This window comes from Nocardioides szechwanensis (genome assembly GCF_900103935.1).
Lineage (GTDB): Bacteria > Actinomycetota > Actinomycetes > Propionibacteriales > Nocardioidaceae > Nocardioides > Nocardioides szechwanensis.
Map to the genome: position 1 here is coordinate 1 of NZ_FNIC01000014.1, position 20,847 is coordinate 20,847.

Genomic DNA, 20,847 nt, shown 5'->3' on the forward strand with positions numbered 1-20,847 from the left:
GACGCGCTACGACAAGCACGCAGTGATCTATCGAGGCGGGGTCGTCCTCGCCGCGATCATGCTCTGGCTCGCATGACTTCGGAGACGCGCCCTAGTCCTTCTTCTTCACGGTGATCGTCTCGTCGAGCAGACGGGTCGTGTGTCTGACAGTGCGGCGGGGAGCTCGCTGGGGCACACGAACCCCCAGATGAAACCCCTGAGAGGAACGTGGGGCGCTCAAGCTGGCGTCAGCTGAGCTTCTCCAGGATCAGCTCACGCACCCGTCCGGCGTCGGCCTGGCCCTTCATCTCCTTCATGACCGCGCCGATCAGGGCGCCGGCGGCGGCGACCTTGCCGTCGCGGATCTTGTCGGCGACGTCGGGGTTGGCCGCGATCGCGACGTCGACGGCCGCACCGAGGGCGCCGTCGTCGGAGACGACCGCGAGCCCGCGGGCCGCGACGATCTCCTCGGGGGTGCCCTCACCGGCGAGCAGGCCGTCGAAGACCTGGCGGGCCAGCTTGTCGTTGATCGTCTTGGCGTCGACGAGGGCCTGTACGGCGGCCACCTGCGCGGGGCTGACCCCGAGGTCGACGACGTCGACCCCCGCGTCGTTGGCCCGCCGGGCGAGCTCGGAGCTCCACCACTTGCGCGCCGCCTGCGGCGAGGCGCCGGCCGCGACCGTCTCCTCGATCGGGACCAGGACGCCGGACGCGACGACATCGCGCATCTCCAGGTCGGTGTAGCCCCAGTCGGCCTGCAGCCGGGCCCGGCGCTCGACCGGGTTCTCGGGCAGCGTGCCGCGCAGCTCGTCGACCCACTCCCGGCTGGGCGCGACCGGTACCAGGTCGGGCTCGGGGAAGTAGCGGTAGTCGTCGGCGTCGGACTTCGCGCGACCGCTGGTGGTGACCCCGGTGTCCTCGTGCCAGTGGCGGGTCTCCTGGAAGATCGCCTCCCCGGCGTTCAGCACCGCGGCGTGACGCTGCATCTCGTAGCGCACCGCGCGCTCGACGGAGCGGAACGAGTTGACGTTCTTGGTCTCCGTGCGGGTGCCGAGGCCACCGCTGCCCTTGGGTGCCAGGGACAGGTTGACGTCGGCGCGCAGGTTGCCCTGGTCCATGCGCGCCTCGGAGACGCCGAGGGCGAGGATCAGGTCGCGGAGCTGGCTGACGTAGGCGCGGGCCACGGCCGGCGCCTTCTCCCCCGCACCCATGATCGGCTTCGTGACGATCTCGATCAGCGGGATGCCAGCGCGGTTGTAGTCGACCAGCGAGTAGTCGGCGCCGTGGATCCGGCCGGTGGCGCCGCCGACGTGCAGCGACTTGCCGGTGTCCTCCTCCATGTGAGCGCGCTCGATCTCGACGCGGAAGTTCTCGCCGTCCACCTCCACGTCCATCCAGCCCTCGAAGCAGATCGGCTCGTCGTACTGCGACGTCTGGAAGTTCTTGGGCATGTCCGGGTAGAAGTAGTTCTTCCGCGCGAAACGGCACCACTCGGCGATCTCGCAGTTGAGCGCGAGCCCGATCCGGATCGCCGACTCGATGGCCTTGCCGTTGACCACCGGCATCGCGCCGGGCAGCCCCAGGCAGGTCGGGCAGACCTGGGTGTTGGGCTCCCCGCCGTAGACCGCCGGGCAGCCGCAGAACATCTTGGTGTTGGTGTTGAGCTCGACGTGGACCTCGAGGCCCAGGGCGGGGTCGTAGGCCGCCAGCACGTCGTCCCACGGGACCAGGACGTCGCTCATCGCGAGACTCCTTCAAGGGCAGGGGCGCGGTCGAGCAGGGGCCCGCCCCACGTGTCGGTGAGCAGCGTCTCGAGCGCGGCGCCGACGCGGTAGACCCGGTCGTCGGCCATCGTCGGGGCGAGGATCTGGATGCCGACCGGCAGCCCGTCCTCCTCGGCGAGACCACCGGGCACCGAGATGCCGGGGACGCCGGACAGGTTGGCCGGGATGGTCGCGAGGTCGTTGAGGTACATCGCGATCGGGTCGTCGAGCTTCTCCCCCAGCTTGAACGCCGTGGTCGGCGCCGTCGGGGAGATGAGCACGTCGGCCTTCGCGAACGCCGCGTCGAAGTCGCGAGAGATCAGCGTGCGCACCTTCTGGGCCTGGCCGTAGTAGGCGTCGTAGTAGCCGCTGGACAGGGCGTAGGTGCCGAGGATGATCCGGCGCTTGACCTCGTCACCGAACCCGGCGTCGCGGGTCGCGCGCATGACGTCCTCGGCGCTGGGGTCGATGATCCCCTCGGGCAGGACCCGCAGGCCGTAACGCATCGCGTCGAACTTCGCGAGGTTGCTCGACGCCTCGGCCGGCAGGATCAGGTAGTAGGTGGCCAGCGCGTGCACGAACGTCGGGCACGACACCTCCACGACCTCGGCGCCGTTGGCGACCATCAGGTCGACGGCCTCCTGGAAGCGCGCCTGGACGCCGTCCTGCCATCCCTCATTTTCTTGGCTATCCCCGCCGAGCTCCTTCACCACGCCGACGCGTACGCCGGTCAGGTCACCCGTCGCGCCCATTCGGACGGCGTCGGTCAGGTCGGGCACGGACTCGCGGATCGAGGTGGAGTCGAGCGGGTCGTGGCCGCCGATCAGCTCGTGCAGCAGCGCCGCGTCGAGCACGGTGCGGGTGACGGGGCCGACCTGGTCGAGGGAGTTGGCCAGAGCCACGAGGCCGTAGCGGGAGACCGAGCCGTAGGTCGGCTTCACGCCGACGGTGCCGGTGACCGCACCGGGCTGGCGGATCGAGCCGCCGGTGTCGGTGCCGAGCGCGAGCGGCGCCTCGAAGGCGGCCACGGCCGCGGCCGAGCCGCCGCCGGACCCGCCGGGGATCCGGTCGAGGTCCCACGGGTTGTGGGTGGGGCCGTAGGCGGAGTGCTCGGTGGAGGAGCCCATCGCGAACTCGTCCATGTTGGTCTTGCCGAGGATCGGCAGCCCGGCGGCACGAAGCCGCTTGACCACGGTGGCGTCGTACGGCGGAACCCAGCCCTCGAGGATCTTGGAGCCGCAGGTGGTCGGCAGCCCCTCGGTCGCGAGCACGTCCTTGACCGCGATCGGCACGCCGTCGAGCGCGCTGGCGGGCTTGCCCGCGGCGCGGCGGGCGTCGGACTCGGCGGCCTGCGCGAGCGCACCCTCCGCGTCGACGTGGAGGAACGCGTGGACGGCACCGTCGACCTCGCCGATCCGGTCGAGGTGGGCCTGGGTGATCTCGACCGAGGTCGTCTCGCCCGCGGCGAGCGCGTCGGCGAGCTGGGCGGCGGTCTTGCGGAGGAGGCTCACTGCTCGTCTCCCAGGATCCGCGGCACCGAGAAGCGCTGCTGCTCGGAGGCCGGGGCGCCGGCCAGCGCCTGCTCGGCGGTGAGGCCCGGCACCACGACGTCGTCGCGGAAGACGTTGGTCAGCGGCATCGGGTGCGAGGTCGGGGGTACGTCGTCGCCCGCGACGCCGCTGATCGAGGCCACCGACTCGAGGATGACCGACAGCTGCGGGGCGAGGTGGTCGAGCTCGGCGTCGTCGAGGTCGATCCGGGCGAGGACCGCCAGGTGCGCGACCTCGTCCCTGGAGATTTCAGGCATACGGTCAATCCTAGGGTTCGCTCCGCCTCCGGGCAGTCTCGGGGCACCGCCCAACCGAACCGTTCGCGGCCGCATCTTGCACTGTGAGGAGCAAGGGACGACCAAGGAGAGCCATCGATGTCACGGACACCGTCCGACTCGGAGTACACGGAGTTCGTCCACGCCACGTGGCCGGCGCTCTACCGCACGGCGTACCTCATGCTGGGCGACCGCGGCGAGGCCGAGGACCTCGTGCAGACCGCGCTCGCCAAGACCTACGCCGCGTGGCCCAAGGTCCGCAGCCTCGAGGCGGCACCGGCGTACGCCCGCAAGGTGCTGGTCAACACCGCGGCCTCGTGGTTCCGCAAGAAGTCGTGGCGCAACGAGCGGCCCACCGAGGACCTGCCCGAGCTCGCCCACGACTCGGACCCGAGCGACCGACCGGCCGTCATCTCGGCACTCGGCCTCCTGCCCCCGCGCCAGCGGGCGGTGGTCGTGCTGCGCTACTACGACGACCTGAGCGTCGCCGAGACCGCCCGCGCCCTCGGGATCACCGAGGGCACCGTCAAGAGCCAGACCTCCGAGGCGCTCGCCAAGCTGCGCGTGCAGCTCGGCGAGGCCGTCGTGCCGCAGACCCTGGGAGCCCGCCATGACTGAACGACTCAGCGCCCTGATGCAGCTCGAGGCCGACCGCCTCGACGTACCCCCACCGCCGGCCGGGCCGGTCCTCGCCCAGGGCCGCGCGCTGCGCCGCCGCCGGCGCCTCTCTGTCGTCGGCGCCGCGGCGAGCGTGCTTCTCGTCGTGGGCGGCGGCGCCGTCATCCTCGGCGGCGACGACCCTTCCCGGCCCACCCCGTCCACCGGAGTCGACGCAGCGGCCGACCCCGGAGTGACGTTCGCGCTCGGGTCGACCGTCTACTTCGACGACGCCACCCAGCAGGTGACCATCGACGACAAGGCGGTGAAGTCGCTCTACTACACCTCGGTCGGCGTGCTCGTGCGTCACGGCAACAACTCCTACAGCGACGGCGGCGGCCCGCAACGCTTCTCGCTGGTGCGTCCCGACGGGACCGTCTCCCCCGTGAGCGTCGAGACGGAGGAGACCGTGCACGCCACCGACCCCGAGCAGCCATACGTCGCCTACGCGCAGGACACCGGCGGCACGGTCGAGGTCGTCGTGCACGACGTCGACACCGACACCGAGGTCGCACGGGTGCCGGTGCCGGGCGCCGCGGCCAGCTTCCTGCCGGTCGCCATCTCGGGAGACAAGGTCTACCTCGGCGCCGAGGGCGACGACTTCGTGATCGACTGGAGCACCGGCGAGATCACCCAGCCGGGCATCGTCAGCGGCTACCCCGAGATCGCGGGCGGCCGGGTCTCGAACAGCGAGCAGGGCTCGGCCACCGTCGCCGACGCCGAGACCGGCGACGAGCTGCTGACGGTCTCGTTCCCGGACTACGGCTATCTGTCGCTCTCTCCCGACGGACGGTTCGCGACCCTCGAGATCGAGAGCATGGACGCCGGCACGGGCGAGTTCGAGGTCTACGACGTCGGCACCGGCTCGCACGTCACGGTCCAGGGCCAGGTCTACGACTTCGGGTGGACCGCCGGCGGCGAGCTGTTCCGGCTCACGCAGGACGGCTTCGACTCCTGCGACCCCGCGACCGGTGAGTGCACCAGCACCCCGCTGGAGCTGGACGGCCCGATCGCCGAGGCCCAGCTGGGCGGTCGGACCTACGAGTCGTAGGCGGTCCTCGAGGAAATTCATCGGTCGGGCTGTCGATTCCCTCGACCGGGCGGCGTCGAGATGGCGAGACTGTTCATTTCCGACAGGAGAAGCCCATGAAGTACGTGCTCATGTTCACCTCACAGCCCGAGCTCGACGCCGCCGTCGACCCCGACCGTGCGCAGGCGGTCTACAAGGAGGTCTACGAGTGGTTCGGCACCCATGCTGACGCCATCTCCGACTCCGGCGCCGAGCTGCACCCGGTCACCACCGCGACCACGGTCAGGCACGACGACGGCGGTCCGCTCGTCGTCGACGGGCCGTTCAACGAGGCGAAGGAGGTCATCGGTGGCTTCACCGTGGTCGACGTCGCCGACATGGACGCGGCGGTCGCGATCACCAAGACCTGGCCGATGCTCCAGCTGCCGGGGTGCTCGGTCGAGATCCGCCCGATGGTCGAGGACTACTCGCACATGGAGGGGTGAACCACCCCGCCGACCGGCTCCTCGCGCAGACCCTGCGCGAGGAGGCCGGTCCGCTGGTGGCCGGGCTGACCCGGCGCTTCGGCGACTTCGACCTCGCCGAGGAGGCCGTGCAGACCGCGGTGGTCGAGGCACTCACGACCTGGCGACGTGACGGCCCTCCCGAGCGCCCGGGTGCGTGGCTCCAGGTCGCGGCGAGCCGCAACGCGCTCGACGGCGTACGACGTGCCACGCGGCAGCGTGCCCTCGCCCACCGGGCCGACCGACCCTCCGAGAGCCGGTCCGGCACCGACGAACGCCTCGCGCTGCTCTTCGCCTGCTGCCACCCGGCGCTGGCGCCGGACGCCCGCCTGGCGCTGACGCTGCGCGCGGTGGTCGGCCTGACCACGCCCCAGATCGCGCGAGCCTTCCTCGTCAACGAGTCGACGCTGGCGCAGCGGATCGTGCGCGCCAAGCGCAAGATCGTCGCCACCAACATCGCCCTCACCGTCCCGGAGTCGGCCGAGCTCCGGGCCCGGCTGCGCGACGTGCTGGCGGTCGTCTACGTCATGTACAACGAGGGCTTCGTGTCGTCGACCGGCACCACCCAGGACCGCGACCTGGCCGCCGACGCGGTCTGGCTGGCCGAGGTCGTCGCGGCCAGCCTGCCCCACGAGGCCGAGGCCTGGGGCCTGGCCGCGCTGCTCACCATCCAGCACGCCCGGGCCGGCGCGCGCTTCGACGAGCACGGCGTACTGGTCCTGCTGCGCGACCAGGACCGCACCCGCTGGGACGCCGACGCCCTCGCCGCCGGCGAGGACCTGCTCGAGCGCGCCGCGGCGTTGCGTTCCCCCGGCCCCTACCAGCTACAGGCCGCGATCGCCGCCTGTCACGCGGCCAGCCCGTCGTGGGCGGCGACCGACTGGCTCCAGATCGTCACGCTGTACGACGTCCTGTGCGCGCACGACGCGTCGCCGGTCGTGCTGCTCAACCGGGCCGTCGCGCTGGCGCAGCTCGGCCCCGCCGAGGCGGAGCGGGCGCTGACCGAGGTCGACACGCTGGGCGCCGACCTGGCGTCGTACCACCTGTGGCACGCGACGCGCGCCGAGCTGCTCCGCGGGCTGGGGCGTCCCGAGGAGGCCGACGCCGCCAACCGGCGCGCGCTCGGGCTCACGGACAACGAGGCCGAGCGGCGGCTGCTCACCACCCGCCTGCACCGCTACCCGTTGTCGGACGGCTCCTGAGCCGGACCGTCGGCCAGCAGCTGCTTGAACCCGGCTTCGTCGAGGATCGGCACGCCGAGCTGCTCGGCCTTGTCGGCCTTGGAGCCGGCGCTCTCGCCGACCACGACGTAGTCGGTCTTCTTGGAGACCGAGCCGGACGCCTTGCCACCGCGGCTGAGGATCGCCTCCTTGGCGGAGTCGCGGCTGAAGTCGACCAGCGAGCCGGTCACCACGATCGTCAGGCCCTCGAGGGTGCGCGGCGTGGACTCGTCGCGCTCGTCCTCCATGGAGACCCCGGCGGCCTCCCACTTGTCGACGATGGCGACGTGCCAGTCGACGTCGAACCACTCGATGACCGCGCGGGCGATGGTCGGACCGACGCCCTCGGCCGCGGCGAGCCGCTCCTCGCTCGCCCCGCGGATGGCCGCCATGGAGCCGAACTCCTGGGCCAGGGCCCGGGCGGCGCTGGGCCCGACGTGGCGGATCGAGAGCGCCACCAGCACCCGCCAGAGCGGGACGTCCAGACGAGCGCCGAGGTTGTCGAGCAGCCGCTGACCGTTGGCGCTGAGCTGGGGCCCCTCCTCCCCCTTCTTGGGCGCGCGCGTGAACAGCGGGGCCCGCAGCAGCTGGTCGGCGGTGAGGTCGAAGAGGTCGCCCTCGTTGGTGATGGCCTCGGCGTCGAGCAGCGCGACCGCGGCCTCGTAGCCGAGCCCCTCGATGTCGAACGCGCTGCGCCCGGCGACGAAGAAGACCCGCTCGCGGACCTGGCCCGGGCACCGCTCGTGGTTGGGGCAGCGCAGGTCCTTGTCGCCCTCCTTCTGCTCGGCCAGGGTGGTGCCGCAGGCAGGGCACTCGGTCGGCATCACCCATTCGGCCAGCCCCTCGGGTCGCAGCGCGAGCACCGGCCCGAGGATCTCGGGGATCACGTCGCCGGCCTTGCGCAGGATGACCGTGTCGCCGGGGCGGACGTCCTTGCGCTTCACCTCGTGCGCGTTGTGGAGCGTGGCGTTCTCGACCGTGGAGCCGGCCACGAGCGTCGGCACCATCACGCCGTACGGCGTCACCCGACCGGTGCGACCGACGTTGACGCGGATGTCGAGGAGCTCGGCGTTGACCTCCTCGGGCGGGTACTTGAACGCGATCGCCCAGCGCGGCGCCCGGCTGGTCGAGCCCAGGCGGCGCTGGAGCGCGACGTCGTCGACCTTCACCACGACGCCGTCGATCTCGTAGGGGACGATCGTGTGGCGCCGCTCGCCGGCGTCGGCGATGTAGTCCTGGACCTTCTCCAGCGTCGGCAGCACCTTGACCGCCTCGGAGACCGGCAGGCCCCACTCGGCGAGCGCGGCGTAGGCCATCGACTGCGCGGTCGGCTCGAACCCCTCGCGGGCCCCGATGCCGTGACAGACCAGGCCGAGCGCGCGGGTGGCGGTGACCTTGGGGTCCTTCTGCCGCAGGGAGCCGGCCGCGGCGTTGCGCGGGTTGGCGAACATCGGCTTTCCGGCGTCGACCATGGAGGCGTTGAGCCGCTCGAAGGCGTCGCGCGGGAGGAAGACCTCGCCGCGCACCTCGACCAGGTCGGGGACGGGGTAGGTGTCGGACTGACGCAGTCGGTGGGGCACCGACTCGATGGTCTTGACGTTGGGCGTGACGTCCTCGCCGGTGCGGCCGTCGCCGCGGGTGAGCGCGCGCACCAGACGGCCCTTGTCGTAGAGCAGGTTGATCGCGAGGCCGTCGACCTTGAGCTCGCAGAGCAGGTCGGGCGACTCGATGCCGTCGCGGCCCAGGCGCGCGTGCCAGGCCGCCAGCTCGTCGTAGGAGAACGCGTTGTCGAGGCTCTCCATGCGCTGGAGGTGGTCGACGGCGGTGAACTCGGTCGAGACTGCTCCCCCGACCTTCTGCGTGGGCGAGTCGGGGGTGCGCAGCTCGGGGAACTCCTCCTCGAGCTCCTCCAGGCGGCGCATCCGCTGGTCGAAGTCGGCGTCGTCGAGCGTCGGGTCGTCGAGCACGTAGTAGCGCCAGCGGGCGTCCTCGACGAGCTCGACCAGCTGCTGGTGCTCGTCGCGGGCCTCCGGGGTCGCGGGCGTCGGCTGCTCTTCGCTCATGGGCACATCTTGCCGGGTCGCACCGACACCCTGACGCCGGAGTGGCGCAGGTGGGTCGGGGCCAATCTGTCACGCTGGCGGCTCCGAACCTCTCCCATGGAGGACACCCTGCCCACGCTGACCGCGCCCTCGCTGACCCGCCTGGACGCACCCGGCACCCCGCGCGGGCTGGTGCTGATGCTCCACGGCGGCAAGGCCCACAGCACCGTCCCCGTCGACGGGCGCAGCGCCTCGTGGCTCCGGCACGCGGCACTCCAGCGCGCGATCACCCCCAGCGCCCACGCGGCCGAGGTCAGCACCTGGCTGCTGCGCTACCGCGAGCGCGGCTGGAACGCCGGGTCGCCCGTCACCGACGCGCGCTGGGCGCTGGAGCAGGTACGCCGTGAGCTCGGCGACGTGCCCGTCGTACTGCTCGGGCACTCGATGGGTGGGCGCACCGCGGTGCACGTGGCCGCCGACCCAGCCGTCGTCGGCGTGGTCGCGCTCGCCCCGTGGTGGTCGGACGCCGACCCGGTGGGCACCCTGGCCGGCAAGCACGTCCGCGCCGCCCACGGCCGCACGGACCGGATCACGTCGTACCGGATGACCGACGCCTATGTCGCCCGCGCCGCCCGCGTCGCCGCGTCGGCCTCGCTCACCGACATGGGCCGGATCGGGCACTACCTGCTGCGCCGCTCCGGCACCTGGAACGCCTTCGCGCTCGACTCGTCGCTGGAGCTTCTCGAGGAGTTTGGCGTCCCGAAAGATTAATTGGTTTTGGGGGGAATGCCTCGGCGACCTACTCTGTTGGGGATGAAACGGAACTGTTTCGTTTCATCCGAGTAACGGGTAGGAGGCGTCGTGAACCAGGCCAGCACCCAGAGCACCACCCCCAGCACCCCCAGCACCGCCGACGCGACCTCGCACCGGCCGCGGATCGAGGGTGACCGCGAGCTGGAGATCCTCGACGCCACCCTCGACGCGTTGGCCGAGCTCGGCTACGACCGGCTCACGATGGACGCCGTCGCGACCCGGGCCCGAGCCTCCAAGGCGACGCTCTACCGCCGGTGGAACGACAAGACCAGCCTGGTGATCGACGCCCTGCTCTCGCAGAAGGGCCCGATCTCCGAGCCCGACACCGGCACCCTGCGGGGAGACCTGCTCGAGTCGTTCTGCGGCATGGGCGGGCTCACCGACGCCCACCAGATCGCGGTGTTCGCGAGCGTGCTGACCGCGATCAGCCGCGACGAGGACTTCGCGCTGGCCTTCCGGCGTGACTTCATCGCCCCGAAGGCCGCGGTCGGCCGACGGATCTTCGAACGGGCCCGGGAGCGCGGCGAGATCTGCGCCGACGTCGACCTCGACCTGTTCGCACCGGCGGTGCCCGGCATCATCCTGCACCGCCTCTTCCTCCTCGGGGAGGTACCCGACGCGGACGTCATCGCCCGCGTCATCGACCAGATCATCATGCCGGCAGCCACCTACGGCGCGCGGCCCACGACCACCACCCGCACGACGACGACCACGCCGACCTCAGCAGAGAAAGCAGACTCATGACCGACGTACAAGCCGCCGAGGGTCACGCCCCGGAGCCCGCGCAGCCGGACGAGAAGGAGCTCCACCTCGGGTGGGCTCTCGTGCTCATCTCCATCGCCCAGCTGATGGTCGTGCTCGACGGCACGATCACCAACATCGCCCTGCCCTACATCGGCAACGACCTCCACATCACCCAGGCCAACCTGGCCTGGATCGTCACCGGCTACGCGCTGGCCTTCGGTGGCCTGCTCCTGCTCGGTGGCCGGCTCGGTGACCTCTACGGACGGCGGCGGATCTTCGCCCTCGGCCTGACCGTGTTCGCGATCGCCTCGCTCATCGGCGGCTTCGCCCAGAACGAGACGATGCTGCTCGGCTCCCGCGCCCTCCAGGGCCTCGGCGCCGCACTCGCCGCTCCTGCGGCACTCGCGCTGATCACCACGACCTTCCCGGCCGGCCCCAAGCGCAACCGCGCCTTCGCCGTGTACGCCGCGATGTCCGGCGCCGGCGCAGCGGTCGGCCTGATCCTCGGTGGCTGGCTCACCGGCCTCAACCCGGAGATCTTCGGCACCGAGGTCGCCGGCTGGCGCTTCACGTTCCTGATCAACACCCCGATCGGTCTCGCAGCCGCGGCCCTCGCCCCGCGCTTCCTGCGCGAGTCGGAGTCGCACAAGGGCGAGCTGGACGTGCCCGGCGCCATCACCGGCACCTTCGGTCTGCTCGGCATCGTCTACGGCCTCACCCGCGCCGGCGACGAGCGCTACGGCTGGGGTGACACCTGGACGATCGCCAGCCTGGTGGCCGGTGTCGTCCTGCTGGTCGTCTTCGCGCTCATCGAGTCGCGCGTCGAGCACCCGCTCCTGCCGATCCGGATCTTCCAGAACCGCACCCGCGCCTCGAGCTTCCTGGCGATGATGCTGGCGCCCGCGGCGATGTTCTCGATGTTCTACTTCCTGAGCCTCTTCATCCAGCAGATCGTCGGCTACTCGCCGCTGCGGGCCGGCTTCGCGTTCCTGCCGTTCTCGTTCGGCATCGTGATCGGTGCGGGGCTGTCGTCCAACCTGGTCAACCGGGTCAACCCGCGCTACCTCGCGGGCGTCGGCACCCTGCTCGCGTCGTTCTCGCTGTTCATGTTCTCGAGGCTGTCGATCGACGACTCGACGTCAGGTGTCCTGGGGCAGCTGCTCGGTGGCGGCACGGCCGGCGAGGACGTCAACTACTGGGCGCACATCTTCCCCTACATCATCACGATGTCGGTGGGCATGGGCCTCGTCTTCGTCCCGCTGACCCTCACCGCGGTGCACCACCTGCGCGCCGAGGACTCCGGGATCGGCTCGGGCGTCCTCAACACGATGCAGCAGGTCGGTGGCGCGCTCGGTCTGGCCACGCTCAGCACGGTGTCGCTGCACTTCATCAACAACCGCACCGACACCGTCGTGGGTCCGCTGACGCAGGGCCTCACGCAGGCCAACGTCGACCCCAGCACCCCGGTGCCGGGGGCGGACATCAGCATCCTCCAGGCCGCGGTGTTCCAGTCGACGTTCACCGAGGGCGCGACCAACGCGTTCTTCGTGGGCGCGCTCTTGATGCTCGCTGCCTCGGTCGTCGTCTGGATCTTCCTGGACGTCAAGCACGAGGAGCTGGCCACGGACGGCCCCGAGGGCGTCCACGTCGGCTGACGCAACACTCCCGATGGAATGACGAAGTCATTTTCACGACCCGGTCACCCGTTGCGGGTGGCCGGGTCTCGTCGTCCTACGACAGGTTGCGGGCGCCGGCGGCGATCAGCCGCAGCGCCTGGGCGGTCCACGAGGGTGACGCACCGGCCAGCCCGCAGGTCGCCGTCAGGACCAGCGAGCCGCCGTTCGTCGTCGGGTCGAGACCGACCAGGTCGAGCCAGCGCATGACCCGCTCGGTGACCTCGGTCTCGGTGGGCGCCCGCTCCGGGTCGAGGGAGGGTACGACGCCGAGCGCGACGGTCTCGCCGGCGTCGAGCGCCTCGGCCAGGACGTCGTGGTCGTGCGCGGTCATCAGGTCCAGGTCGACCGACAGCCCACGGGCACCCGCGCCGCGCAGCAGCTGCCACGGCGTCTCGGGCGCGCAGGAGTGCACCCACGGCTCGGCGCCCTCGTCGGCGATCGCGCCCAGGACCCACTCCAGGTGCTCCGACGCCTCGGGCGGGTGGACGGTCCGGTGCCGGCCGAAGCCGGACGCGGTCGGGATGCGGGCCGCGAGGACCGCGGCCAGCGAAGGCTCGTCGACCTGCACGACGAGCCGGTCCACCGACGGCAGCCGGCGACGTAGGTCGCGGATGTGGTCGCGGACGCCTTCGGCGAGCGCCTGCGCGAGCTCCCGCCGGGCGCCGGAGTCGGAGAGCACCTTGTCGCCGCGGGGCTTCTCGACGGTCGCGGCCAGGGTCCACGGCCCGGCGACCTGGACCTTGAAGGTGCCGGCGTAGCCCTGGGCCTGCTCCTCGAGGGCGTCGAGGTCCTGGGCGAGCAGGCTGCGCGCGCGACGGTGGTCGATGCCGGGCGCGTCGGTGAGCCGCCAGCCGGCGGGCTGAAGGTCGGCGCCGAGGTCGGCCATCACGGCCAGCCCCCGGCCGGTCATGCCGGCCGGCGCCCCGCGTCCCGGGACCTCGGGCAGGTGGGCGAGGTCGGGCAGCTCACCGAGGACGGTGCGCAGCGCCTCGTCGTAGTCACGCTGGTCGTCGCCGGGCATCGACCCGACGCCGGTGGCCCAGGTCACGACGTCCCAGTCGAGGTGCTTGCGATGGTGGCCGAGCCCACGACCCGGCTGCCGTCGTAGATCACGGCCGCCTGCCCGGGGGCGATGCCGTACGCCGGGTCCAGCAGCTCGATCTCGACCGCACCGTCGCCGGTGGCCACGACCGCTCGGTGCTCACCGCCGTGGGCGCGCAGCTGGACGGTGCCTTCCAGGCGGCGAGGGACCGTGCCGCACCAGCGGGGCTTGATGGCGGACAGCCGGCTGACCGCGAGCCGCTCGTGCGGGCCGACGGTCACGGTGCCGGTGACCGGCTCGATGTCGAGCACGAAGCGCGGCTTGCCGTCGGCTGCGGGGGTGCCGATCCGCAGCCCCTTGCGCTGGCCGATGGTGAAGCCGTAGGTCCCGGTGTGGCGGCCCAGCTCCTCCCCCGTCGCGTCGTCGACGATCGCTCCCCCGTGGTTGGGTGCGCGATCCCCGAGCTTCTCGCGCAGCCAGCCGGCGTTGTCGCCGTCGGCCACGAAGCAGATGTCGTGGCTGTCGGGCTTGTCGGCGACCAGCAGCCCGCGAGCGGCGGCCTCCTGGCGGACGACGTCCTTGGTCGTGTCGCCCAGAGGGAACAACGAGTGGGCGAGCTGGTGCTGGTCGAGCACCCCGAGCACGTAGGACTGGTCCTTGCCGTGGTCGACGGCTCGGTGCATCTCGATCAGCCCGTCGGCGCCGGGGCGCAGCTGGGCGTAGTGGCCGGTCGCGACGGCGTCGAAGCCCAGCGCCAGCGCGCGGTCGAGCACCGCCGCGAACTTGATCTTCTCGTTGCACCGCAGGCACGGGTTGGGGGTGCGCCCGGCGGCGTACTCGTCCATGAAGTCCTCGACCACGTCCTCGTGGAAGCGCTCGCTGAGGTCCCAGACGTAGAACGGGATGCCGATGACGTCGGCCGCGCGGCGGGCGTCGTTGCTGTCCTCGATCGTGCAGCAGCCGCGGGCGCCGGAGCGGTAGGAGGCGGGGTTGCGCGACAGCGCGAGGTGGATGCCGGTGACGTCGTGGCCGGCCTCGGCGGCGCGGGCCGCGGCGACCGCCGAGTCGACGCCGCCGGACATGGCAGCGAGGACCCTTCGAGACGCTCGCTTCGCTCGCTCCTCAGGGACCGCCTTCATCGTGACGCTGCTCTGGCCCGTTCGACGCACGGACCGATTGCCTCGACCAGGGCCTGGACGTCGGCCTCGGTCGAGGTGTGGCCGAGGGAGAAGCGCAGCGAGCTGCGGGCCTCGTCGTCGGCGCGCCCCATCGCCAGCAGGACGTGCGACGGCTGCGGCACTCCGGCGGAGCAGGCCGAGCCGGTGGAGCACTCGATGCCGCGGGCGTCGAGCAGCATCAGCAGCGAGTCGCCCTCGCAGCCGGGGAAGCTGAGGTGGGCGTTGCCCGGGAGCCGGTGGGTCAGGTCACCGTTGACGACGGCGTCGGGCACCGCCGCCAGGACACCCGCGACCAGCCGGTCGCGCAGCGCCGAGACGCGGGTGGCGTGCTCGGCCTGGTGCTTGACGGCGAGCTCGACCGCGGCGGCGAAGCCCGCGATGGCCGGGGTGTCGATGGTGCCGCTGCGGATGTCGCGCTCCTGGCCGCCCCCGTGGACCAGCGCGGTGACCTCGAGCTCCCGTCGTACGACGAGCGCGCCGACGCCGTAGGGCCCGCCGAGCTTGTGGCCGGTCAGGGTGAGGGCGTCGACGCCCGAGGCCGCGAAGTCGATCGGGACGGTGCCGACGGCCTGGACCGCGTCGGTGTGGACCGGGATGCCATGGCTGCTCGCGAGCGCGACGACCTCGTCGATCGGCTGGACCGTGCCGACCTCGTTGTTGGCCCACATCACCGACAGCAGGGCGACGGTGTCGGGGTCCTGCTCGATGAGGGCCCGCAGGGCGTCGACGTCGACGCGGCCGTCACGGTCGACGGGGACCAGGTCGACGTGGGCGCCTTCGTCCTCGCCGAGCCAGAAGACCGGGTCGAGGACGGCGTGGTGCTCGATCGCGGTGACCAGGATGCGGGTGCGCCGCGGGTCGGCGGCCTGCCGGGCCCAGTAGATGCCCTTGAGCGCCAGGTTGTCGGCCTCGGTGCCGCCGGCGGTGAAGACGACCTCGCCGGGGCGGCAGTTGAGCGCCTGCGCGATGGTCTCGCGCGACTCCTCGACCACCCGGCGCGCGCGGCGCCCGGAGGCGTGCAGCGAGCTGGGGTTGCCGACGTCGAGCAGGTGGGCGGTGAGCGCCTCGACCGCCGCGGGCACCATCGGGGTGGTGGCGGCGTGGTCGAGGTAGACGACCGACTCGTGGGCGGAGTGACTCATGGCAGGCTCAAGCGTACGGCGCACCCTGTCGTGGCCCGCCATCAGAGCCGTCTCAGAGGCGTTCGAGCCACGGATGGCCGGGGTGGGCCAGCGCGACCGTCTCGCGGACCCAGGCCCGCTCGGGGTCGGTGAGCAGCGGCCAGGTGACGTCCAGGTCGGCGCGGTCCTTGGGCCGGTCGAGGCGCGCCTTCATCATCACCGTCACCTCCGGGCGGAGGTAGCGGACGCCGTCGGCGGCCGCCCAGGTGACCTCCTCGACCGGCGCGACGTGCGCGGGCCAGCGCTTGTTGGTCCACATCCCGTCGGTGTCCGGTGTCAGTGGGACGTCCAGGAACCACGGCGCTCCCGCATGCTCGCGCACCCACAGCTGGCCCTCGCGGCCGACGTCGGCGTGCTGGGGGGTGAAGGGGTGCATGCTCCCCGAGCCGACCACCCAGGGTGTGTAGCGCTCCCCCAGGAACTCTCGGAACGCCACCGCGTCGCAGGTGAGCATCGAGATGTCGAGGTCGTCGTGCTCGCGCTCGACGCCGGTGAACGCCTCGATGCTCCAGCCGCCGATCACCCACCACGGCCGGTCGAAGCCGGCCATGAACTCGGCGATGGTCGTCGGGTCGAGCGGCTCCCACTCGCCGTACCACCGGAAGAAGGTGTCGTCGTCCATCTCGGGTGCGGGCTGGGGCGCCAGAGGTGGGTCGAGCGGCTGGTCCTGGTTCATCGGGACACCACCGTAGCCAGGACGGCGCGGTGGTCGGCGCCGTCGATGTCGACGGTCTCGGTGGCTGCCACGACCCATCCGGTGGCCACCATGATGTGGTCGATCGCCACCGACGGCGGCAGCAGGCTGAGCAGCGGGAACCCGCCGTCGACCGGCCAGGTGGCCGCCAGCCCCTCGTTGGCGAGCTCGGCGGTGTCGCGGTAGCCGGCGTCGACGAGGGCGCGCAGGGGCGCGTGGTCGAGGGTGGCGTTGAGGTCACCGGCGATCAGGTCGACGCCGGGCTCCTGCGCCGCCGTCAGGATCATCCGGTGGTCCTTGCCCCAGTCGTGGAACAGCGTCGGCGGCGCAGGGTGCACCGCGAGCAGGTCGAGGTCGCCGGTGCGCACGCGAAGCCCGTCGAAGAGCGTGTCCAGGGTCTCGACGACCTCGATCGGCTCCCGCGAGAAGACCATGGTGCCCATCACCGTCTCGCCGGCTCGGCCCGCGCGGTAGGGGAAGACGTCCGCGAGCCCCACCGCCTCCATGTCCAGCACGGCGCGCTCGGTGACCTCGCTGACGACGAGTACGTCGACCCGCGCCGCGCTCGCCTCCTCGACCAGCTGGGCCGCGTCTCCTCGCCCGGCGAAGAGGTTCGACGTCAGGACGACGACCTCATCCCCGCTGGTGGGCGGCTCCGGGTCGGGACCGGTGACCAGCGGCGCGAACCACCAGCCGTGCAGCCCCAGCCCCGCGACCGCCATCACGAGCGGCACCGCGAGCAACCGCTGGCCGGCCACCCCGCGCAGCATCCCGCCCAGCAGCAGCACCAGCCCGACGGCGTACAACGGAAGCCCGAAGGGCGTGAACGCCTGCAGCTGGACCGCACGGGCCAGGTCAGGCTCCACCAGCCGTACGACGGTCAGCGCCGCCGCGGGCAGCAGGACCACCGTGAGCGCGCACCAGTAGGCAGCACGCGCGGGGGTCATGTCGCCAACCTACCGGCGCGCTAGAGCAGCACCAGGTCGTCGCGGTGGACGACCTCACGCTCGTAGGCGGCGCCGAGCTCGCGCTTGAGGTCGTGCGAGCTCCGGCCGAGCAGCTGCGGGACCTCGCCGGCGTCGAAGTTGACCAGCCCACGCGCGACGACGGCGCCGTCGGGGCCGGCGAGGTTGACCGGGTCGCCGGCGGTGAACGCGCCGATCACCCCGGTGACACCGGCGGCGAGGAGTGAGGCGCGGCGCTCGACGACGGCGCGGACGGCGCCGGGGTCCAGCAGCAGCGTGCCCTTCGGCTCGGTGGCGTGCGCCAGCCACAGCAGCCGGGTGGAGCGCCGCTTCCCGGTGGCGTGGAAGAGGGTGCCGACACGCTCCCCCGCCAGCGCGGCATCCGCCTGCTCGGCCGCGGCGAGCACGACGGGGATACCGGCACCGGTGGCGATACGGGCGGCCTCGAGCTTGGTCTGCATGCCGCCGCTGCCCAGACCCGCCGCCCCCGGGCTCCCGACGCGCACGTGAGCGAGGTCGGCGAACGACCGCACCTCGGGCACCAACGTGCTGCCCGGGTCACGCGGGTCGGCGGTGTAGAGGCCGTCGACGTCGGAGAGCAGCACCAGCAGGTCGGCGTGCACGAGGTGCGCGACGAGCGAGGCCAGGCGGTCGTTGTCGCCGAAGCGGATCTCGTTGGTGGCGACCGTGTCGTTCTCGTTGACGATCGGGAGCACGCCGAGCTCGAGCAGCTTGGCGAAGGTGGAGAACGCGTTGCGGTAGTGCGAGCGCCGGGTGACGTCGTCGAGGGTGAGCAGCACCTGCCCGGCCACGACGTCGTGGCGCGCGAGCTCCTCGGTGTAGCGGTGCACCAGCAGCCCCTGCCCCACCGACGCGGCCGCCTGCTGCGCGGCGAGCCCGCGGGGCCGCTTGCGCAGGCCCAACGGCGAGAGGCCGGCGGCGATGGCACCCGAGGACACCAGGACCACCTCGGCGCCACGACCGCGCGCGGCGGCGAGTACGTCGACCAGCCGGCTCACGGTGGCGGGGTCGATCCCGCCCGCGGTGGTCGTCAGCGACGACGACCCGACCTTGACCACGACCCGGCGCGCGCCGGTGACCTCGAGCCGCAGGCCGGCGGTCATGCGTCGGGGTCGCTCTCAGACCAGTCGGGGTCGTCGCGCGAGCCGATCGTGTAGGACTTCGGCCCGAACTTCTCCGGCTTGTCGAGGCGGCGCGCCACGTCGGCACGGGTCTCGGTCTCGCCGCGCTCGGGCATCGCCTCCTGGATCGCGCGCCGGCGACCGTGGGCGGGGCGCTTCTCCTCGAAGCGCTCGTCCTCGCCGCGTCGGGCGAGGTTCTCCGCGCCGGCGTCGATGCCGGGCTTGAAGTCGAAGACGACCGAGTTGTCGACGTGGCCGATGATGACGATGTCGCCCTCCTCGGCACCCATCCGCAGCAGCTTGGTCTCGACCCCGAGCCGGTTGAGCCGGTCGGCGAGGAAGCCCACGGCCTCGTCGTTGCTGAAGTCGGTCTGGCGCACCCAGCGCTCGGGCTTGGTGCCCTGGACCCGCCAGCCGTCGGGGGTCTCGGTGACGGTGAAGGAGTCGCTGTTGTCGGCGCTCGGCGGGCGCAGCACGATCCGCTGTGCCTCGGCCACCTCGCGCTCGGCACGAGCGGCCCGCACGATCTCGGCCATGGCGAACGTCAACTCGCGCATGCCCTCGCCGCTGGCGGCCGACACGGGGAAGACCCGCAGCCCGTGGGCGCGCAGGTCCTCGATCACGATGTCGCTCAGGTCGCGACCGTCGGGTACGTCGACCTTGTTGAGGGCGACCAGCCGGGGACGGTCCTCGAGACCGCCGTAGCGCGCGAGCTCGTTCTCCATGACCGCGAGGTCGTCGGCCGGGTTGCGCCCGGGCTCCATAGTCGCGGTGTCGACGACGTGGACCAGCGCCGCGCAGCGCTCGATGTGGCGCAGGAAGTCGTGGCCCAGGCCGCGGCCCTCGCTGGCACCCTCGATCAGGCCGGGTACGTCGGCGACCGTGAAGGTCGTCTCGCCGGCGGTGACGACGCCGAGGTTGGGCACCAGGGTCGTGAACGGGTAGTCGGCGATCTTGGGCCGGGCCCGCGAGATCGAGGCGATCAGGCTGGACTTGCCGGCGCTCGGGAAGCCGACCAGGCCGATGTCGGCCACGATCTTGAGCTCGAGGCGGATCTCGAGCTCGTCACCGGGCTCGCCGAGCAGGGCGAAGCCGGGCGCCTTGCGCTTGGAGCTGGCCAGCGCGGCGTTGCCGAGGCCACCGCGACCGCCCTGGGCGATCACCAGCTCGGTGCCGGGGCCGGTCAGGTCTGCCAGTACCTCACCGGCGGCGTCGGTGACGACGGTGCCGTCGGGCACGGGCAGCACCAGGTCGGAGCCATGGCCGCCGTTGCGGTGCGCACCGGCGCCGTGGCCGCCGGCCTCGGCGGTGCGCTTGGGGCTGTGGTGGTAGTCGATCAGGGTCGTGATGTCGGGGTCGACACGCAGGATGATGGACCCGCCGGGCCCGCCGTTGCCGCCGTCGGGGCCGCCGAGGGGCTTGAACTTCTCGCGGTGTACCGAGGCGACGCCGTTGCCGCCGCGACCCGCGCTCACGTGGAGCGACACCCGGTCGACGAAGGTGGGGACTGCCATGGTTTCACCGCCTGTCTGTTGTCTGTGCTGGTCGGAACTGGTCGGAAAATAGCGAAAGGGCGACCCCGAGATCAGGGACGCCCAAGCGCGGAAAGAAAGAACGAGCGAGCGTCAGGTCACTCGCCCGGGACGATGTTGACGACCTTGCGGCCGCGTTTGCGACCGAACTCCACCGCACCCGCGACCAGCGCGAAGAGGGTGTCGTCGCCGCCACGGCCGACGCCGCTGCCCGGGTGGAAGTGGGTGCCACGCTGGCGAACGATGATCTCGCCGGCGTTGACCTCCTGGCCGCCGAAGCGCTTCACGCCGAGGCGCTGGGAGTTTGAGTCGCGACCGTTCTTGGTGGACGCGGCGCCCTTCTTGTGTGCCATGTGTCAGTCCTTCGTGTGTCTCGAGCCAGGGCTCAGAGGGAGATGTCGGTGACCTTGACCTGGGTGTACTTCTGGCGGTGACCCTGGCGCTTCTTGTAGCCGGTCTTGTTCTTGTACTTCTGGATGATGATCTTGGGGCCCTTGGTGGCGCCGAGGACCTCGACGGTCACCGAGGCCTTGTCCAGGCCGGTCGCGGTGACGGTCTCGCCGTCGACGACGAGCACCACCGGAAGGGTCACCGACTCGCCGACGCCGGTCGTCACCTTGTCGATCTCGATGACGTCGCCAACGGCGACCTTCTGCTGGGTGGCGCCTGCGCGCACGATCGCGTACACCGCGGTCTCCTTCGTCGGTCTTGCTGAAACACGCTTGGGCTGCGGCACGCCTCGCCCACCCGGAGGTGGAGGGATACCGTGGAAGCTTTGGGACAGAGTGGGCACGCGTGAGCGCACCGAGGGTCAATACTACGGACGCGCCGCCCCCACCGCAAAACGTGAGCGGGCGGCGC

At 71.8% G+C, this 20,847-nt stretch carries 20 protein-coding genes; 7 read left to right on the forward strand and 13 right to left on the reverse strand.

The window, feature by feature from the left end; genetic code table 11:
• Window positions 1-227: 227 nt before the first annotated feature.
• From gatB to gatC, 3 genes are read right to left on the reverse strand one after another with little or no spacing between them, the layout of a single operon-like run.
• Window positions 228-1,721 (reverse strand): Asp-tRNA(Asn)/Glu-tRNA(Gln) amidotransferase subunit GatB, encoded by a 1,494-nt coding sequence (gatB, locus tag BLR90_RS20335; protein ID WP_091027067.1) that lies wholly within the window; start codon window positions 1,719-1,721, stop codon window positions 228-230.
• Window positions 1,718-3,253 carry an Asp-tRNA(Asn)/Glu-tRNA(Gln) amidotransferase subunit GatA gene (gatA, locus tag BLR90_RS20340; protein WP_091027068.1) on the reverse strand — a complete coding sequence of 512 codons (1,536 nt, stop codon included), beginning with the start codon at window positions 3,251-3,253 and terminating at the stop codon, window positions 1,718-1,720. The genes gatB and gatA overlap by 4 nt, the downstream gene beginning before the upstream one ends.
• Window positions 3,250-3,549, reverse strand: coding sequence for an Asp-tRNA(Asn)/Glu-tRNA(Gln) amidotransferase subunit GatC (gatC, locus tag BLR90_RS20345; RefSeq protein ID WP_091027069.1), 300 nt, complete (start codon window positions 3,547-3,549; stop codon window positions 3,250-3,252). Before gatC ends, gatA begins: the two co-directional genes overlap by 4 nt.
• Window positions 3,550-3,666: 117 nt before the next feature.
• On the opposite strand from gatC, the gene BLR90_RS20350 reads away from it, so the two are divergent.
• From BLR90_RS20350 to BLR90_RS20365, 4 genes are all read left to right on the forward strand, one after another.
• Window positions 3,667-4,185: a SigE family RNA polymerase sigma factor gene (locus BLR90_RS20350; RefSeq protein WP_091027070.1), complete on the forward strand. Its 519-nt coding sequence runs from the start codon at window positions 3,667-3,669 to the stop codon at window positions 4,183-4,185.
• Window positions 4,178-5,275 (forward strand): hypothetical protein, encoded by a 1,098-nt coding sequence (locus tag BLR90_RS20355; RefSeq protein ID WP_143016292.1) that lies wholly within the window; start codon window positions 4,178-4,180, stop codon window positions 5,273-5,275. The genes BLR90_RS20350 and BLR90_RS20355 overlap by 8 nt, the downstream gene beginning before the upstream one ends.
• Window positions 5,276-5,370: 95 nt before the next feature.
• Complete coding sequence (locus tag BLR90_RS20360; RefSeq protein ID WP_091027072.1) at window positions 5,371-5,739, forward strand: YciI family protein; 369 nt, start codon at window positions 5,371-5,373, stop codon at window positions 5,737-5,739.
• On the forward strand, window positions 5,736-6,959 hold the full coding sequence (locus tag BLR90_RS20365; protein WP_091027073.1) for an RNA polymerase sigma factor: 1,224 nt from the start codon (window positions 5,736-5,738) through the stop codon (window positions 6,957-6,959). Before BLR90_RS20360 ends, BLR90_RS20365 begins: the two co-directional genes overlap by 4 nt.
• Here the strand turns inward: BLR90_RS20365 and ligA are convergent.
• Window positions 6,935-9,040 carry an NAD-dependent DNA ligase LigA gene (gene ligA, locus BLR90_RS20370; protein ID WP_091027074.1) on the reverse strand — a complete coding sequence of 702 codons (2,106 nt, stop codon included), beginning with the start codon at window positions 9,038-9,040 and terminating at the stop codon, window positions 6,935-6,937. The two genes, BLR90_RS20365 and ligA, sit on opposite strands and share 25 nt — an antisense overlap.
• A 96-nt stretch (window positions 9,041-9,136) precedes the next feature.
• Between ligA and BLR90_RS20375 the strand changes: the two genes are divergently transcribed.
• The 3 genes from BLR90_RS20375 to BLR90_RS20385 all read left to right on the forward strand — a co-directional run bounded on the left by BLR90_RS20375 (window position 9,137) and on the right by BLR90_RS20385 (window position 12,231).
• Window positions 9,137-9,790 (forward strand): alpha/beta hydrolase, encoded by a 654-nt coding sequence (locus BLR90_RS20375; protein ID WP_170254421.1) that lies wholly within the window; start codon window positions 9,137-9,139, stop codon window positions 9,788-9,790.
• 90 nt (window positions 9,791-9,880) lie between these two features.
• Window positions 9,881-10,576 (forward strand): TetR/AcrR family transcriptional regulator, encoded by a 696-nt coding sequence (locus BLR90_RS20380; protein ID WP_091027075.1) that lies wholly within the window; start codon window positions 9,881-9,883, stop codon window positions 10,574-10,576.
• Window positions 10,573-12,231 carry an MFS transporter gene (locus BLR90_RS20385; RefSeq protein WP_091027076.1) on the forward strand — a complete coding sequence of 553 codons (1,659 nt, stop codon included), beginning with the start codon at window positions 10,573-10,575 and terminating at the stop codon, window positions 12,229-12,231. The genes BLR90_RS20380 and BLR90_RS20385 overlap by 4 nt, the downstream gene beginning before the upstream one ends.
• Before the next feature lie 76 nt (window positions 12,232-12,307).
• Here BLR90_RS20385 and BLR90_RS20390 read toward each other — a convergent pair whose 3' ends face one another.
• From BLR90_RS20390 to rplU, 9 genes are all read right to left on the reverse strand, one after another.
• On the reverse strand, window positions 12,308-13,300 hold the full coding sequence (locus tag BLR90_RS20390; protein WP_245715431.1) for a methionine synthase: 993 nt from the start codon (window positions 13,298-13,300) through the stop codon (window positions 12,308-12,310).
• Complete coding sequence (gene mnmA, locus BLR90_RS20395) at window positions 13,297-14,433, reverse strand: tRNA 2-thiouridine(34) synthase MnmA (RefSeq protein ID WP_091027077.1); 1,137 nt, start codon at window positions 14,431-14,433, stop codon at window positions 13,297-13,299. The genes BLR90_RS20390 and mnmA overlap by 4 nt, the downstream gene beginning before the upstream one ends.
• On the reverse strand, window positions 14,430-15,614 hold the full coding sequence (locus tag BLR90_RS20400) for a cysteine desulfurase family protein (protein WP_091027078.1): 1,185 nt from the start codon (window positions 15,612-15,614) through the stop codon (window positions 14,430-14,432). Before BLR90_RS20400 ends, mnmA begins: the two co-directional genes overlap by 4 nt.
• A 52-nt stretch (window positions 15,615-15,666) precedes the next feature.
• Complete coding sequence (locus tag BLR90_RS20405; protein ID WP_218029508.1) at window positions 15,667-16,329, reverse strand: nucleotidyltransferase domain-containing protein; 663 nt, start codon at window positions 16,327-16,329, stop codon at window positions 15,667-15,669.
• Complete coding sequence (locus BLR90_RS20410) at window positions 16,326-17,294, reverse strand: endonuclease/exonuclease/phosphatase family protein (protein ID WP_091027079.1); 969 nt, start codon at window positions 17,292-17,294, stop codon at window positions 16,326-16,328. The genes BLR90_RS20405 and BLR90_RS20410 overlap by 4 nt, the downstream gene beginning before the upstream one ends.
• A gap of 20 nt (window positions 17,295-17,314) precedes the next feature.
• Window positions 17,315-18,436: a glutamate 5-kinase gene (gene proB / locus BLR90_RS20415; protein WP_091027080.1), complete on the reverse strand. Its 1,122-nt coding sequence runs from the start codon at window positions 18,434-18,436 to the stop codon at window positions 17,315-17,317.
• A complete protein-coding gene (gene obgE, locus BLR90_RS20420) occupies window positions 18,433-19,968 on the reverse strand; it encodes a GTPase ObgE (RefSeq protein WP_091027081.1) in 1,536 nt (511 codons plus the stop codon). The genes proB and obgE overlap by 4 nt, the downstream gene beginning before the upstream one ends.
• A gap of 116 nt (window positions 19,969-20,084) precedes the next feature.
• A complete protein-coding gene (rpmA, locus tag BLR90_RS20425; RefSeq protein WP_091027082.1) occupies window positions 20,085-20,339 on the reverse strand; it encodes a 50S ribosomal protein L27 in 255 nt (84 codons plus the stop codon).
• A 32-nt stretch (window positions 20,340-20,371) separates the two neighbouring features.
• Complete coding sequence (gene rplU, locus BLR90_RS20430) at window positions 20,372-20,674, reverse strand: 50S ribosomal protein L21 (protein WP_091027083.1); 303 nt, start codon at window positions 20,672-20,674, stop codon at window positions 20,372-20,374.
• Window positions 20,675-20,847 lie beyond the last annotated feature (173 nt).

Coding starts and splice junctions, on each gene's coding strand:
- rpmA (WP_091027082.1), bottom strand. CDS start 20,339: ATGGCACACAAGAAGGGCGCCGCGTCCACCAAGAACGGTCGCGACTCA.
- BLR90_RS20400 (WP_091027078.1), bottom strand. CDS start 15,614: ATGAGTCACTCCGCCCACGAGTCGGTCGTCTACCTCGACCACGCCGCC.
- BLR90_RS20350 (WP_091027070.1), top strand. CDS start 3,667: ATGTCACGGACACCGTCCGACTCGGAGTACACGGAGTTCGTCCACGCC.
- BLR90_RS20405 (WP_218029508.1), bottom strand. CDS start 16,329: ATGAACCAGGACCAGCCGCTCGACCCACCTCTGGCGCCCCAGCCCGCA.
- BLR90_RS20375 (WP_170254421.1), top strand. CDS start 9,137: ATGGAGGACACCCTGCCCACGCTGACCGCGCCCTCGCTGACCCGCCTG.
- BLR90_RS20410 (WP_091027079.1), bottom strand. CDS start 17,294: ATGACCCCCGCGCGTGCTGCCTACTGGTGCGCGCTCACGGTGGTCCTG.
- BLR90_RS20385 (WP_091027076.1), top strand. CDS start 10,573: ATGACCGACGTACAAGCCGCCGAGGGTCACGCCCCGGAGCCCGCGCAG.
- mnmA (WP_091027077.1), bottom strand. CDS start 14,433: ATGAAGGCGGTCCCTGAGGAGCGAGCGAAGCGAGCGTCTCGAAGGGTC.
- gatC (WP_091027069.1), bottom strand. CDS start 3,549: ATGCCTGAAATCTCCAGGGACGAGGTCGCGCACCTGGCGGTCCTCGCC.
- proB (WP_091027080.1), bottom strand. CDS start 18,436: ATGACCGCCGGCCTGCGGCTCGAGGTCACCGGCGCGCGCCGGGTCGTG.
- gatB (WP_091027067.1), bottom strand. CDS start 1,721: ATGAGCGACGTCCTGGTCCCGTGGGACGACGTGCTGGCGGCCTACGAC.
- ligA (WP_091027074.1), bottom strand. CDS start 9,040: ATGAGCGAAGAGCAGCCGACGCCCGCGACCCCGGAGGCCCGCGACGAG.
- BLR90_RS20355 (WP_143016292.1), top strand. CDS start 4,178: ATGACTGAACGACTCAGCGCCCTGATGCAGCTCGAGGCCGACCGCCTC.
- BLR90_RS20360 (WP_091027072.1), top strand. CDS start 5,371: ATGAAGTACGTGCTCATGTTCACCTCACAGCCCGAGCTCGACGCCGCC.
- obgE (WP_091027081.1), bottom strand. CDS start 19,968: ATGGCAGTCCCCACCTTCGTCGACCGGGTGTCGCTCCACGTGAGCGCG.